This window comes from Acidovorax sp. FHTAMBA (assembly GCF_038958875.1).
Taxonomy (GTDB): domain Bacteria; phylum Pseudomonadota; class Gammaproteobacteria; order Burkholderiales; family Burkholderiaceae_C; genus Acidovorax.
Window position 1 is genome coordinate 2883761 of record NZ_CP152407.1, and the last position, 13408, is coordinate 2897168.

The 13408-nt window shown below is 64.6% G+C and carries 14 protein-coding genes; 6 read left to right on the top strand and 8 right to left on the bottom strand.

Annotated features, from left to right (window positions below):
- The first annotated feature begins 8 nt into the window (after positions 1-8).
- The gene (locus tag AAFF19_RS13575) at positions 9-647 is read left to right on the top strand and encodes a rhodanese-like domain-containing protein (protein WP_160165358.1); all 639 of its coding nucleotides are present in this window, start codon (positions 9-11) and stop codon (positions 645-647) included.
- 70 nt (positions 648-717) lie between these two features.
- Here AAFF19_RS13575 and AAFF19_RS13580 read toward each other — a convergent pair whose 3' ends face one another.
- The 4 genes from AAFF19_RS13580 to AAFF19_RS13595 all read right to left on the bottom strand — a co-directional run bounded on the left by AAFF19_RS13580 (position 718) and on the right by AAFF19_RS13595 (position 5291).
- Positions 718-1323 (bottom strand): isochorismatase family protein, encoded by a 606-nt coding sequence (locus tag AAFF19_RS13580; protein WP_008906894.1) that lies wholly within the window; start codon positions 1321-1323, stop codon positions 718-720.
- 472 nt (positions 1324-1795) lie between these two features.
- Positions 1796-2722: a glutaminase gene (locus tag AAFF19_RS13585; RefSeq protein ID WP_008906895.1), complete on the bottom strand. Its 927-nt coding sequence runs from the start codon at positions 2720-2722 to the stop codon at positions 1796-1798.
- A gap of 3 nt (positions 2723-2725) precedes the next feature.
- Entirely contained in the window at positions 2726-3913 is a 1188-nt protein-coding gene (locus AAFF19_RS13590; RefSeq protein ID WP_342720354.1) for a M20 aminoacylase family protein, read from the bottom strand.
- A gap of 37 nt (positions 3914-3950) precedes the next feature.
- Positions 3951-5291, bottom strand: a complete 1341-nt coding sequence (locus AAFF19_RS13595) for an MFS transporter (protein WP_342720355.1) — start codon at positions 5289-5291, stop codon at positions 3951-3953.
- A gap of 126 nt (positions 5292-5417) precedes the next feature.
- Here AAFF19_RS13595 and AAFF19_RS13600 point away from each other — a divergent pair, with 126 nt between their 5' ends.
- Positions 5418-6320 carry a LysR family transcriptional regulator gene (locus tag AAFF19_RS13600; RefSeq protein ID WP_342720356.1) on the top strand — a complete coding sequence of 301 codons (903 nt, stop codon included), beginning with the start codon at positions 5418-5420 and terminating at the stop codon, positions 6318-6320.
- A gap of 368 nt (positions 6321-6688) precedes the next feature.
- On the opposite strand, the gene AAFF19_RS13605 is transcribed toward AAFF19_RS13600, so the two are convergent.
- The 3 genes from AAFF19_RS13605 to AAFF19_RS13615 form a co-directional block, all read right to left on the bottom strand.
- Positions 6689-7624 carry a ribose-phosphate diphosphokinase gene (locus AAFF19_RS13605; protein WP_342720357.1) on the bottom strand — a complete coding sequence of 312 codons (936 nt, stop codon included), beginning with the start codon at positions 7622-7624 and terminating at the stop codon, positions 6689-6691.
- Between the two features lie 2 nt (positions 7625-7626).
- The gene (locus tag AAFF19_RS13610) at positions 7627-9243 is read right to left on the bottom strand and encodes a thymidine phosphorylase family protein (protein WP_342720358.1); all 1617 of its coding nucleotides are present in this window, start codon (positions 9241-9243) and stop codon (positions 7627-7629) included.
- A gap of 135 nt (positions 9244-9378) precedes the next feature.
- The gene (locus AAFF19_RS13615) at positions 9379-10545 is read right to left on the bottom strand and encodes a PQQ-dependent sugar dehydrogenase (protein ID WP_342720359.1); all 1167 of its coding nucleotides are present in this window, start codon (positions 10543-10545) and stop codon (positions 9379-9381) included.
- A gap of 193 nt (positions 10546-10738) precedes the next feature.
- Between AAFF19_RS13615 and AAFF19_RS13620 the strand changes: the two genes are divergently transcribed.
- Positions 10739-11314, top strand: coding sequence for a C40 family peptidase (locus AAFF19_RS13620; RefSeq protein WP_182120081.1), 576 nt, complete (start codon positions 10739-10741; stop codon positions 11312-11314).
- A gap of 40 nt (positions 11315-11354) precedes the next feature.
- On the opposite strand, the gene AAFF19_RS13625 is transcribed toward AAFF19_RS13620, so the two are convergent.
- Positions 11355-11738 (bottom strand): hypothetical protein, encoded by a 384-nt coding sequence (locus AAFF19_RS13625; RefSeq protein ID WP_342720360.1) that lies wholly within the window; start codon positions 11736-11738, stop codon positions 11355-11357.
- 118 nt (positions 11739-11856) lie between these two features.
- Here AAFF19_RS13625 and AAFF19_RS13630 point away from each other — a divergent pair, with 118 nt between their 5' ends.
- From AAFF19_RS13630 to AAFF19_RS13640, 3 genes are all read left to right on the top strand, one after another.
- Positions 11857-12531: an adenylate/guanylate cyclase domain-containing protein gene (locus AAFF19_RS13630; RefSeq protein WP_008906903.1), complete on the top strand. Its 675-nt coding sequence runs from the start codon at positions 11857-11859 to the stop codon at positions 12529-12531.
- Between the two features lie 103 nt (positions 12532-12634).
- Complete coding sequence (locus tag AAFF19_RS13635; protein ID WP_008906904.1) at positions 12635-12886, top strand: GlsB/YeaQ/YmgE family stress response membrane protein; 252 nt, start codon at positions 12635-12637, stop codon at positions 12884-12886.
- 11 nt (positions 12887-12897) lie between these two features.
- Entirely contained in the window at positions 12898-13398 is a 501-nt protein-coding gene (locus AAFF19_RS13640; RefSeq protein WP_182120084.1) for a hypothetical protein, read from the top strand.
- Positions 13399-13408 lie beyond the last annotated feature (10 nt).

Below are 13408 nucleotides of genomic sequence, written 5' to 3' on the forward strand. Positions count from 1 at the left end.
GACATCCCATGCAAGCACTCTCTGGCACCTCCTCCCTTCCACCCGGCATGGCCCTGGCGTTGGCCGCCAGCTTTGGCAGCCTGGAACACTGGCATGCGCAGCTCGTGGCGGCAGCACGCGATGGCGGTACTGGCGCGCTGCAATTGGCGTTTCAGGACGATAGCGGGATGCTGGTGAACGAGCGTGCCTCGGTCAGCGGCACGCCGCTGCTCACGCTGGATGAGTCCGGGCATGACCCACTGGAGGCAGCGGCCGCTGTCGAAACCCTCCTCGCCACCATCGACTGGGCTGCTGTCTATAGCCGCTACCAGCTTGCGGTGACTGCTGCCAGTGACAGGCTGCAGGCGTCGGCGCAGGAGGCGCAGCAGGCCGCGCACCTCATCGACGTGCGCCGGGCGGGCGCCTACGCCGGGGCCGCCACCACCCTTCCCGGCGCCCGTTGGCGCGATCCGGCCGCCATTGGAACCTGGTTGCAGGAAATTCCTGTGGGTGCGCAAGTGGTCGTGTACTGTGTCCATGGCCACGACGTAAGCCGGGCCGCCGCGCTGCGCCTGCGTGCTGCGGGCATCAAGGCGCGCTTTCTGCAGGGCGGACTGGAGGGCTGGGCGGCATCGGGCCACGCCCTGCAGCCCAAAGACGCGGCTTGAAAACTATAGTTTTGATAGCTGCCAGCGCTTACTGGATAAGCGCTGGAGGTCAAAAACACTGAAGATTTAATTACTTCACCAGCGCCAGCACATCCTTGAACGCCGGGTGCTCGCAACTGCCCAGCCATTCAAATGCGACCATTTCAGTGGTCACCAGCTCGGCGCCTGCGCCGGCCAGCCGGTCGAAGGCGGCGTCGCGGTTGCGCTCGGTGCGCGAGCCGCAGGCGTCGGTCACCACCCACACTTCAAACTCGTCGTCGATCAGGTCCAGCGCGGTCTGCAACAGGCAGACATGGGCTTCGCACCCTGCAATGACGATGGTGCCGCGTTCGGGCGCTTGCTGCGCGGGCTTTTGCAGGTGCTTGGGCAGGCTGCGCGCGTTGCCGCCCTGCTGCGGCTTGGCGGGGGGGCGCAGCCATTCGCCCAGGCCTTCCTCGGCGGCGCTGAAATGCATCTTGGCCAGGGTGTTCTGGCACAGGGCGCGCAGAGCGGGGTCGTTAGCGCCCAGGCGCGAGGGGTTTTGCTCGGTGCCCCACACGGGTACGTCCAGCATGCGGGCAATCTCGGCCAGGCGGCGGGCATTGGCCAGCACGGCGGGGCCTTCAAAGATGGCGGGCATCAGGCGTTCCTGGTAATCAACCAGGACGAGTTGGGATTCGGTGGCGTCAAGCAGCATGGGGGGGTCTTTCTCTCGTGTGGGTGCAAGGGCCGGATTGTCGCAGCCGTAGCGCAGCGCCGGGGGCTTTGCACCTGCCGGCGTATCTTGAACTTTGCGGGCAGGCCCCAGCGCGCTTGGCTGGCAGGAGCATGGGAGGTAGCTTCATGCAACCCTTGGCTCTGAACAATGCTTTTACCCGCTGGAATCCGGGCCGGCGGTCGTCATGACCACCCGGGATGACGCAAAGGACAACAACATGGGCCGGTCTTGCCGGGCCTCCCTTGATTCAGGAGTGTCTTGCCAAGCTGGAGTGAAAAGTCATCGCAGAGTCGCTGGGATTGCCTCGCTCAGGCTGGCCGACCATGCCGGCGCTCCAAGCAGTCTGGCGGCAATCGGCCGGCGAGGCAGTCTCACCGACCTCCATTCAAACCAGCCAGCCTGCTCAAAATCCGGGTCTGTTCATGTCGGGGCAAACGATAAAGTCTGCACATCAGAACACCGACCAGCCGGTGAACTCTGACAACTCTTGCAGCGCGCGCGTGCCGAGCAGTGAATTGCCAAACGCATTCAGGCCAGGAGACCAGACCGCGATCGATGCATGTCCCGGAACGACGGCAAGAATGCCGCCTCCGACGCCACTCTTGCCGGGGAAGCCGACCGAATAGGCAAAGTCGCCTGAACCATCATAGTGCCCCGCGACCAGCATCAAGGCGTTGATGCTGCGTGCCTGAGCTGGGTTCAGCAGGTGGGCTGCGGAGTCGAAGCCGGCCAGGAACCGGCCGACGCTGGCCAATTGCTGGCAGTTCATCGCGATCGCGCATTGGCGACAGTAAATCTGCAGCAGCCGTTCGCATTCGGTGTGCAGATTACCGCACGAGCGTAGAAAGTACGCCAGGGAGAAGTTGCGGTAGGCCGTGCGGTATTCCGAGGCGGCAACCTGTTCATCAATCGAGATCCGGTCATCTCCCGCCGCCGTGCGAACGAAATCCATCAGTTCGTCGAGTCCGCCGCCCGCGTCAGGCGCATCAAGCATGGCGTCGGTGGTGACCAGTGCACCCGCATTGACGAAAGGATTGCGCGGTTTGCCGCCTTCCTGCTCAAGCTCAATGACCGAGTTGAAGGTGTAGTTAGATGGTTCCTTGCCCACCCGCTTCCAGAGCCGGTCGCCGTGACGGCCCAATGCGATCGCCAGCGAGAAGACCTTTGAGATGCTCTGGATCGAAAACGGCGTCGCAGCGTCGCCCGCGCTCAGCTGCTCACCACTGGCCAGGCACACACTGATCCCGAACTGATGCACATCAACGCTGGCCAGTTGCGGAATGTAGTGCGCCACCCGGCCGCGTTTGTGTGCGCGCTTCATGCGCGCGTCGAGCCCTACCAGAAAGCTCTGGAGCGTTTCCAAAGCGGCGCGGTCCATCGTTCAAACCAGATAACGCCGCGCCAGCAGCGCCCAGTATGCAGCGCCAATGGCCAGGTTGGCGTCGTTGAAGTCGTAACCCGGGTTGTGCACCATGCAGGCGCCCAGCTTGTCGCCATCCCCGTTTCCAATCAACAGGTAGCTGCCGGGGCACTTCTCCAGCATGAAAGCGAAGTCTTCGCTGCCGGTGAGTGGCGGGGCCTGCGGCACGACGCGCTCGGCACCAACCAATTCGCTGCCAATCTGGCGGGCGAAGTCGGTTTCGTCCTTGCTGTTGACCAGTGCCGCGTAGCCGCGCCGATAGTCGATTTCAGCCTTGACGCCAAAGCTCTGCGCCTGAGCGTGGGCGATTTCGGTAATGCGCTGCTGCAGCAGGCTGCGCACCTCAGAATCGAGCGCGCGCACGCTCAGCTCGAGATATGCGCTGTCGGGGATGACGTTATTGGCGCGGCCGGATTGCAGCACCCCCACAGTTACCACCGCTGTTTGCAGTGGATCGACGTTGCGCGAGACGACGGTCTGCAACGCCATCACCAGGCTGGCTGCCGCCACCACCGGATCGGCTGCCTTGTGCGGCACAGCACCGTGACCACCGTGACCTACCAGCGTGATGTAGACCTTGTCAGAGGAGGCCATCATTGGGCCTTCGCGAAAGATCAAGTGCCCCTGTGGCCAGCCGGGCATGTTGTGCATGCTGAAGATAGCGTCACATGGGTATTTGTCGAACAGGCCGTCGTTGATCATGCGTACGGCGCCACAGTCGCTGGTGCCGTACTCCTCCGCAGGCTGGAAAATCAGGTTGAGTGTCCCTGAGAAGTCACCCTGCTCTGCCAGCACCTTGGCTGCCGCCAGCAGCATGGCCGTATGTCCGTCGTGGCCGCAGGCATGCATGACGCCCTGGTTGCGACTTGCGTACTGCAGCCCCGTGGCTTCCTGGATCGGCAGTGCATCCATGTCCGCGCGCAGGCCCAGCGTGCGCTTGCCGTCGCCACGCTTGAGTTGCCCGACCACACCGGTGCCGCCCAGGCCGCGCTCAACGTGGTAACCCCAGTCCCGCAGGCGCGCAGCCACCAAATCACTGGTGCGCAGCTCTTCGAATGGCAGCTCGGGGTGCTGATGGATATCACGGCGCAAAGCGATGAATTCGTCTTCGTGTGCGCGTACCGCCTGCAAGGTGTCTTGAACAGTCATGCTATGAACTCACAGTCCGGAAAAATTCGCCTGGTGATCATTTCTGTAGTTCCTTGTCACCGCCGGTTTCGCGCATGAGCAGAATGCCGACGATGGCGATCAAGCTGGTGATAAGTACGTAGAGCGCTGGCGCCGCCGGGTTGTTGGTCACCTTGATGAGCCAGGTGATCACCAGTTGCGCGGTGCCGCCAAACAGCGCCACACCAAAGGCATAGGCAATCGACAGCCCGAGCGCGCGTACATGACCAGGGAACAGCTCCGGGATGGCCACCAGCGTTGGCGCGCCACCAATGCCCGTGAGCAATGCCAGCAGCGCAGTCGCCAGTGCCAAAGTGGCAACGCTGGTGTGCTCGATGAGTAGCATGTAAGCCGGATAGACCAGAACAAACAACGCCACGCGAGCCCAGAGCATCACAGGTTTGCGCCCATACAGATCTGACAGCCAGCCCCCAAGCAGCGCACCCGCCCAGGTCGCCACGCCGAATACGATGGTCGCCGACATGGCGATCGTCGCGGAGAGCTTGAGCGTGGTCACGGCATAAGTGGTCATGTAGATCGCCGCATAGGTCGAGATCGTCACACCCAGGATTACCATGAGCGCCAGCATGATCGGTCGCAGATGGTGCCGGATATCGGCCAGCGGGCTCTTGATGGGTCCGCTATGCGTGGGATGCTCGAGGCTCTCAGGCATGTGGCGGCGCAGAAAGAAAGCAATGGGGATCAATGCCAGACCGAGCAAAAAAGGGATACGCCAACCCCACGCCAGCATCTGCTCCTTGCTTAGCGCCAGCGTGAGCACAATGCCGACGACGCCAGCCGCAAGCGAGGCTATGCCCTGGCTGGCAAGCTGCCAGCTGCCATACAGGCCGCGCCGGCCCTGGGGTGCGATCTCGATCAGATACGTCGTAGACGGCCCGACCTCGCCGCCCAGGGCCAGCCCCTGCACCAGCCGACAGGCAATGACGATGATGGGTGCCGCCAACCCGATGCTTGCGTACGAGGGGGTGAGCGCCATGCCGATCGTGCCGATCGTGATGAGCGCAATGGTCAACAGCATGGCCGGCTTGCGTCCGACACGATCAGCAAAAGAGCCGATCAGCAGCCCGCCCAAAGGGCGCGTGATGAAGCCAACGCCAAAGACCGCTACCGACAGCATCACTGTGACCAGCGGCTCGTCAGCAGGAAAGAAGGTCTGGCCGATATACACCGCGAAGAACGCGTAGGTGGTGAAATCAAAGAACTCCAGCGCGTTACCCGCCACTGTTGCAGCCACGACGCGGGGCTGCACCTTGCTCTTCGCGGCAGTTGAATTGTTCGATACGCGCTGGGATGTGGGCGGCAACGCGACGTCGCCCATACTGGAATTTTGAACGCCCATGAATTTGTCTCCGGATGATTGCTGCTGCCCTGGACGACAGCGTGCGAAATCATATGAATCATGATCAAATGCGTCTAATGCATAATTTATTCGGAATGCATTCAAAAATCTCATGCGACAAACGAAATGAACCTGCGCCATCTGGAGTACCTGCTGGCTGTGGCGGACACCGGTTCGTTCAGCCGCGCCGCGGAGCGGTGCCACATCACCCAGTCCGCCCTGAGTCGCAGCATCCAGACCCTCGAAGACGACCTCGGAGCACGTCTGATAGACCGAATGGGCAAGCGCAACGAGTTGACGCCGTTCGGCCAGACCGTTGCAAGCCGGGCGCGCCGCATGGTGCTGGATGCCGTTGAGCTAAAACGCAGCGCACAGCTATTGCAAGAGGGCTACTTGGGGGTCATCCGCATTGGGCTCGGCGCGGGGCCTACTGCACTGCTGATGCAGCCCTTTCTGCGTTACATGGCCTGCATGCATCCAAGAGTGCAGGTCAGCCTCGAATCAGGCCCCCCCGAGTTGCAGACCAACCGCTTGCGCGAACGTGGATTCGACGCACTGGTTGTGGATCTACGCAGCGTCACGCCAGCTGATGACCTGTTGATCGAAGATTTGGGTCAAATGCGCGGTGGTTTCATCTGTCGCGCGGGTCACCCCCTTACCAAGCTCAACACCCCCATTACATTTGCACACCTCCAACGCTATCCGTTAGGGTCGACTTCACTCAATCCGGAGTTGGCACGTCTTCTGATCACCCGCTATGGACCCGCAGCGGATCCCCAGGTCGCGGTGACCCTGCGCTGCAACGATGTCAACAGTTTGCTACACGCGGTACACGGCAGTGACGCGGTGTTCCTCGGCCTAATCAGCCCTGCGCGTGAAGCCATCGCCAACGGTAGCTTGGTGGAGTTGCCCATCACTCCGGCGTTGAACGAGGGCGCACACTTTGCGTTCGTTACCCTGGCCGACCGTACTGAAGCGCCTGCCATGGGAATTTTTCGCCAGTTTGTAGCCGAGCATCTGCATGACTGAGAGCCCCTTGTGGGCCACGCTAAATCTTCCAAGAGCCTTGGTTCAAAGTCTTTTTGGAGTTGCACGAGTCCTTTGCTGGGTTGGGATGCAAGGCACGGGGCGCTTCGTACAGCTCGGCTATCCACAAGCGCCGTAACGCCGCAGACCGCCCGGCAAGGCAATTGCCCAAAGGGTTGGGTGAAATCGGGCCGATGAATTTGGAGTTTTGGCACCCCCCGATGCTTGCCCAAGCGGTCGCTCGCCAAAAATTGACCAGCAGTTGGAACGAGTCGGCTGCTGCAAACCGTCGTGTCACACAAGCCAGCCACCAGAAAACCGGCTGCTGGACCATGGCCGACAGTGCTACATATCCAGTCGGGCAAACACATTCAACCGGGAATATCAGCCCCAAAGCCCCACAACTGCCCCACCCCCCGCGCCAGCTCCACCGCCATCGCCACCGCGTTCGTAGGGTGCGCCACGCAATCCGTGCTCCAGAACTCTCCTACCCCTGCCGCGTGCAGCGCGGCCAGGGCCTCTGCGTCGATCAGCGCGTGCGTCACCGCCACGTCCACCGAGGCAGCGCCCGCCTGCAGCAGCAGCCGCGCCGCCTGGGCCAGGGTGTGGCCGGTGCTGGCCATGTCGTCGAGCAGCACCACCGCCCTGCCCTGCACGGCCACGGGTGGCAGGTGGATGGTGACGCTGCGGTCGCCGTGGCGCTCCTTGGTGCAGACGGCGTGCTCCAGGCCGTGGCGCGCGGCGGCCTGGGCCACCCATTGGGCGGATTCGCCGTCGGGGCCCACCAGAAGCGCGCCGGGGCGCTGCTGCACGATCCAGTCGGCCAGCAGCGGCGCGCCGCTCAGGGCCACGGTGCGCGCGGCGGGCACGGCATCGTCAAGCGTGGCGACCCGGTGCAGGTGCGGGTCCACGGTGACCACGGCGTCGAACAGGCTGGCGAGAAAGGGGCCGACGATTCGCTGGCTCACGGCCTCGCCAGGGTTGAAGGCGATGTCCTGGCGCATATAAGCCAGGTAGGGCGCCACCAGCGTGAGCTGGCGCACGCCCAGGCTGCGCGCACCCCGCGCGGCGAGCAGCAGCTCGATGAGTTTTTCGTTGGGCTGGTCCAGGCTGCGCAGCAGCACGGCGCGTGCGGGCAGTTGGCCCGCGGCGTCCACGGGCAGGGTGAGCTTGAGCTCGCCATCTGGGAAGCGGTGGCGCGCGATCTCCAGAGCGGGAAGGCCGCAGGCGGCGGCCAGGCGGGCGGCGGCGGCGCGTTCGCCGTCGAAGTGCAGCAGGCAGGCCGCGGGGGCGTCGGGCGCGGCCACGCTCAGAACTCCACGAACACGTGGGGCACCTCGTCGGCGCTGCCGATGCGGTAGCCGCTGGCGCGATGGCTGGCCTGGCGGGCAAACTCCAGGTCGGCCGGGAAGCCCGCATGCACGCGGTACATGGGCTGGCCTGGGGTCACGGCGTCGCCGAGCTTGCACAGCAGGTCCACGCCCGCGCCCTGCACCTTGGGTGCGCCGGCCAGGCGGGCGATGCGGGCGATCTGCTGGTTGTCTATGCCCGCCACCACGCCGGCGGCGGGTGCGCAGATCTCGAATTGCAGCGCGCCAAGGTTGGGGCTGTTGTGGTCGAACTCCTTGGCGCCCTGCGCGGCGATGATGTCGCGCATGCGCGCCAGCGCCCGGCCCGAGTCGAGGATGTCACGCGCAATTGCATAGCCGTCGCCGCCCCGCACATCGGGGTCGCATTCAATCAGGCGCCCGGCCAGGCGCAAGGACTTTTGCCGCAGGTCGTCAGGTGCGCGCGGGTCGTTTTGCAGCACCCGCATCACGTCGCGCGCCTCCAGCACCGGGCCCACGCCGTTGCCCACGGGCTGGCGGCCGTCGGTGATGACCACGTCCAGCGACAGGCCCATGCGCCGCGCCACGTATTCAAACAGGCGGCGCAGGCGCTGCGCCTCGGGCATGGAGCGCACCTTGGCCGTGGGGCCGATGGGAATGTCGAGCACCAGGTGCGTGGCACCGGCCGCCACCTTTTTCGACAGGATGGATGCCACCATCTGCCCGGCCGAGTCGATGGACAGCGGCCGCTCCACCGAGATCAGCACATCATCTGCGGGCGACAGGTTGGCCGTGCCGCCCCAGGCCAGGCAGCCCCGGTAGTCGCGCACGATGTCGGCCAGCTGGTCGAACGGCAGCTCCACCTTGGCCAGTACCTCCATGGTGTCGGCCGTGCCGGCGGGCGACGTGATGGCGCGTGACGAAGTCTTGGGGCACAGCATGCCGTGCGCCGCGACGATGGGCACCACGAGCATGGTGGTACGGTTGCCGGGAATGCCGCCGATGCAGTGTTTGTCGACCACCAGCGGTTCGTGCCAGTCCAGGCGCCGGCCGCTGGCCACCATGGCGTCGGTCAGGAAGAACACTTCCTCACGGTCCAGCTCGCTCTGGTGGCAGGCCACCACAAAGGCGGTGAGTTCGATCTTGGAATAGCGGTGGTTGGCAATGTCGCGCACGATGGCGCCAAAGTCCTCGCGCGTGAGGCGCTCGCTGGCGATCTTGCGGAACAGCGCGCCCATGGATTCAGGGGGTTCGGCCTGCGCCACCGATACGGTGTGGCCGTTGTCCACACCCAACTGGGCGAAGGCGTCTTCCGACAGGCCCAGCTCATGGCAGCCCACGATGGCGGCATCGTCCACCACGTTCACCGTGGCCAGGATGCGCCGGCCGTTGGCGCGCACCTCGATCTTGGACAGGGCCTGAAAGCCCTCGGCCCGGTACACCGCACAGTCGCGGTGCAGGTAAGCCACGTTTTCGCGCCAGGTGTCGATGGCCACTCGGCGCAGGGCCAGCTGGGAGCGCGGCAGCGCATCATCGGTCGACGCAGCGGGCAACGCAGCAGCAGGTGTAGAGGAAGAAAAAGAAGTCTCGGAATGCATCACGCCAGCCTAACGCCAAAGTGCCCGGTCAGCCCCCGGGAGCATCCCGCCCTGCCGCGATTGCGCGGGATATCTTCCAGTTCACATGACCTGCATCAAGATTTTTGCCCTGCCCGGCCCCGACAACAGGGCGGCTCACTGGGGCAACAAGCGCAGCAACCGGCCCTGCGGACTGTCGGTCACCATATAGAGAAAGCCGTCGGGGCCCTGCCGCACGTCGCGAATGCGCTCGCCATTGCCTTGCAGCAGCTTTTCCTCGCGCTGCACCTTGCCGCCCGCCACCTCCAGCCGGTGCAGGGTGCCAAATTTGAGCGACCCGACAAACAGGCTGCCCTGCCATGCTGCGCCGTAGCGCGCGCTGGTGAGAAACGCCATGCCGGATGGCGCAATGGAGGGCACCCAGTAGTGCAGCGGCTGCTCTGTGCCCGCCTTGGCCGTGCCCTCGCCCATCTTGCCGCCACCGTAGTTTTCGCCGTAAGTCACCACCGGCCAGCCGTAGTTGCGGCCGGGCTGGGGCAGGTTGATCTCATCGCCCCCCTGCGGGCCATGCTCGTGCATCCACAGCGTGCCATCGGGGGCCAGCGTGGCGCCCTGCGGGTTGCGGTGGCCGTAACTCCAAATCTCTGGCAAGGCGCCGCTCTGGCTGACAAACGGATTGCCGGGCGGCACAGCACCTTCGGGCGTGATGCGGATGATCTTGCCGTGGTGGTTGTCGAGCTTTTGCGCATCGTCCTTGCGCTGGTAGCGCTCGCCCAGCGCCAGGAACAGGTTGCCGTCCGCCGCCTGCACGATGCGGCAGCCATAGTGCAGGCTGCTTTCCACCTTGGGCTGCTGGCTGAAGATCACCTTCACGTCCTGCAGGCTGCGCGCATCCGGCGACAGCGTCGCCCGCCCAAGGGCCGTGCTGTTGCCCCGTGCGCCAGGGGCTGCAGGCTCGGAAAAACAGAAGAAGATGCGGCGGTTGGCCTCAAACGCCGTGTCGGTCACCACATCCAGCAGGCCACCCTGCCCGCCCGTGGCGATGGCCGGAAGCCCCGCAACCGGTGCACTCACCTGCCCGGTGGCGCTCACCACGCGCATCTGCCCCGACCGCTCGGTGACAAGGAACTGCCCCTGGGGCAAAAAGGCCACCGCCCACGGGTTCTTCAGCCCCTGGGCCACCGCCACCAGCGCCACCGCAGGCGACGCAGTTTGTGCAGCCGTGGATGTGGCCGTTGCGATGGAAGCGCCGAACGCTACCAAAACAATAGCTACTCGCGCTTTACCAGTAAGCGCCGGTGGCGTTTTTTGTTTGAATTTCATGGACTTGAACTCCGTTTTTATCCGTGGAACCGGGGCTTGCCAGCAGTGAGGGCGCCCAAGCGCCCGTGCGCGTCCGCCGGCCCCCCGGTGGCATCCGGAAAAACCCGAACCTTCGATTTAGTTGAACAAAATCAAGGACTTGCAAAAGGGCGCCGGTTTGGCATGTAAGGATACCGTGGTACCCTTCGCCCCCATGTTCCGATGGCTTTGCATCTTCCTCCTGGCTTGTACCCCCCTTGCGTATGCGGCCCCTCAGGCCGGCACCCCTGACGAGGTGGAGCGCTTCATCACCGACAAAAGCCTGCTCAACCGCCTGGAAGACGCGGGCCACAAGGTGGCTGACAAGGCCCACACCGTGGCCGACCAAGCGTCTACGCTGGTCGGAAACGCCATGGGCTTCCTGGGGATTCCCTACAAGCGCGGCGGCAACAGCGCCGACACGGGCTTTGACTGCAGTGGTTTTGTGCGCGCCGTGTATGAACAGACCGTGGGCCTGCTGCTGCCCCGCCGGGCCGACCAGCAGGCTGCCGCCACGCAAGTGATCGACAAGAAAGAGCTGCAACCGGGCGATCTGGTGTTCTTCAATACCATGCGCCGCCAGTTCAGCCACGTGGGCATCTATGTGGGCGACAACAAGTTCATCCACTCTCCGCGCAGCGGCGCCCAGATCCGCGTGGAAGACATGGGCGTGGCGTACTGGGCCCGCCGCTTCAACGGCGCCCGCCGTGTGGCCGCGTCCGCCGGCGAAGACATCGCCAAAGCCCCTTGAGCCGTTAAAGAGCGGCTGCCTCGCCCACCGGTAGCAGCGCTTATTTGATTTCGTAGGTGGTTTCGGTGCTCCGGATGGGCCCGCCCACCACATTCGCTGGTCGCACGGACGGATCGCGCAGCATGGCCTTCGCGGTGGCCATATCAGCCTGGTAGCGGCTTCGGGCCTGCGCCTCGCATGCCTTGCGCTCCGGGCTGCCCATGGCGCGGCATTCCTCCAGACTCACTTTCAAGCCGCCTCCCGCCTCGCGGATGGCGGTCTGGTAACGCTGCTGGGGCGTTGTGTCCGGCACCGCGCCGCGCGCCAGCGACGCTTCGTCGTTCGTCTGCGCAGTAGCGCGTCCCGGATACACGGCCAAAATACCCACGGTGAGCGCCGCCGCAAACACCAGAGGAAAAGCGCGCAGGGTAAAAGCTTGTGTCATGGGATCCTTTGCCGGGAATAAGTGGAACGTGTTTGACTGTAGGCCGCGCGGCGCGTTGACACCGCCAGCATCTGGCGCACTACCATGTCGGACATCGCCCACACATCCTTTGAATTTCATGACCGCCTTGGAGCCCACGACCTCCCCGCTGGACGCACCGCATGACAAGGAGAGCCTGCGCCGGCTGCTGTCGCGCCGCATCCAGCAGCCCTCCCAGGCCGCCGCCATTGACGCGGCCATCGAACGGGCGTTTGTGCGGGATGTGGCCATCCTGGTGCTGGACATGTGCGGCTTCTCGCGCATCACTGCGCGCCACGGCATCATTCACTTTCTGGCCATGGTGCACCAGATGGAGCAAGCGGCGCGGCCCGCCATCGTCGGCAACGGCGGCGAAGTCATCAAGCAGGAGGCCGACAACCTCTTTGCGGTGTTCACCACGGCCGAACAGGCGCTGGAGGCCGCGCTGGACACGCTGCGGGCACTGGACGCCATGAACGCCGTGCTCCCGCCGGAGCGGGCGCTGCTGGTCAGCGCTGGCATCGGCTTCGGCCCCACGCTCGTGATTGCCGATGAAGATCTCTTCGGGCCCGAAATGAACGGCGCATGCAAGCTGGGCGAAGACATTGCAGCTGCCGGGCAGATCCTGCTCACCCAGGCGGCGCATGCAGCCCTGCCGCCCGGGCGCTACGCCTGCTCTGCCGAGCTGCATGAAATATCCGGCCTGGTGCTGCCATCGCACCGGTTCGGGCAGTGCCTTTTCGAGCGGCCATTGCGGCAGCCGCCTGAAGGTTGAGCCTTGTACCGCCACAGGGCGCCTTGTCTGACACCCACCACAGCCGCCGTTGCCTACAGTACCGGCATCGCACGCACAACTGACTACCCAACGGGGAAAGAACATGATGTCTTTGATAGGAACACTGCTGATCGGTCTGATCGTGGGCTTTCTGGCCCGTGCACTCAAGCCGGGGAACGACAAGCTCGGATGGATCATGACAGCCTTGCTGGGTGTGGCAGGCTCGTTTCTGGCCACGTATCTGGGCGTGGCCATGGGGTGGTACCAGCAAGGCGAGGCCGCAGGCTGGATCGCCTCGGTGGTCGGCGCCATGGTGCTGCTCGTGATTTACGCCCTGGTCAAGGGCAAGCACTGAAAACGGTGGCCATGCCTACAGCATCACAGATGGCGGCCGGTAACCCGGCCCTGGAGGCCGCAGTACGGCGCGCGCGCAGTTTGCTGCACCGGCGCGCCCTGGTGGCCGCGGCCGCCAGCGCGGTGCCGGTGCCCGGCCTTGACTGGGCGGTGGATGCAGCGCTGCTGTCGCGCCTGCTGCCCCGTATCAACACCGAGTTCGGCTTGTCGCCAGCGCAGATCGACCAGTTGGATCCCACCCAGCGTGAGCAGGTGCAAAAGGCCGTGGCGCTGGTGGGCTCGGTGCTGATTGGCAAGCTGATCACGCGGGAGCTCGTCATACGCGCTACCCAGACGGTGGGCCTGCGCTTGACGACCAAACAGGCCGCCAAATACGTCCCGCTGGCGGGCCAGGCGGTGGCCGCCACCATTGGCTACGCCACCCTGCGGTACTTGGGAGAGCAGCACCTCAGGGACTGTGTTCGCGTGGTCCGGCAGGCCCAGCTGCAGTTGCCTGCACCTCCCGCACGCTAGGCCATCCACA

Coding starts and splice junctions, on each gene's coding strand:
- AAFF19_RS13640 (WP_182120084.1), top strand. CDS start 12,898: ATGCCTACAGCATCACAGATGGCGGCCGGTAACCCGGCCCTGGAGGCC.
- AAFF19_RS13595 (WP_342720355.1), bottom strand. CDS start 5,291: ATGGGCGTTCAAAATTCCAGTATGGGCGACGTCGCGTTGCCGCCCACA.
- AAFF19_RS13615 (WP_342720359.1), bottom strand. CDS start 10,545: ATGAAATTCAAACAAAAAACGCCACCGGCGCTTACTGGTAAAGCGCGA.
- AAFF19_RS13620 (WP_182120081.1), top strand. CDS start 10,739: ATGTTCCGATGGCTTTGCATCTTCCTCCTGGCTTGTACCCCCCTTGCG.
- AAFF19_RS13600 (WP_342720356.1), top strand. CDS start 5,418: ATGAACCTGCGCCATCTGGAGTACCTGCTGGCTGTGGCGGACACCGGT.
- AAFF19_RS13630 (WP_008906903.1), top strand. CDS start 11,857: ATGACCGCCTTGGAGCCCACGACCTCCCCGCTGGACGCACCGCATGAC.
- AAFF19_RS13635 (WP_008906904.1), top strand. CDS start 12,635: ATGATGTCTTTGATAGGAACACTGCTGATCGGTCTGATCGTGGGCTTT.
- AAFF19_RS13580 (WP_008906894.1), bottom strand. CDS start 1,323: ATGCTGCTTGACGCCACCGAATCCCAACTCGTCCTGGTTGATTACCAG.
- AAFF19_RS13625 (WP_342720360.1), bottom strand. CDS start 11,738: ATGACACAAGCTTTTACCCTGCGCGCTTTTCCTCTGGTGTTTGCGGCG.
- AAFF19_RS13575 (WP_160165358.1), top strand. CDS start 9: ATGCAAGCACTCTCTGGCACCTCCTCCCTTCCACCCGGCATGGCCCTG.
- AAFF19_RS13610 (WP_342720358.1), bottom strand. CDS start 9,243: ATGCATTCCGAGACTTCTTTTTCTTCCTCTACACCTGCTGCTGCGTTG.
- AAFF19_RS13590 (WP_342720354.1), bottom strand. CDS start 3,913: ATGACTGTTCAAGACACCTTGCAGGCGGTACGCGCACACGAAGACGAA.
- AAFF19_RS13585 (WP_008906895.1), bottom strand. CDS start 2,722: ATGGACCGCGCCGCTTTGGAAACGCTCCAGAGCTTTCTGGTAGGGCTC.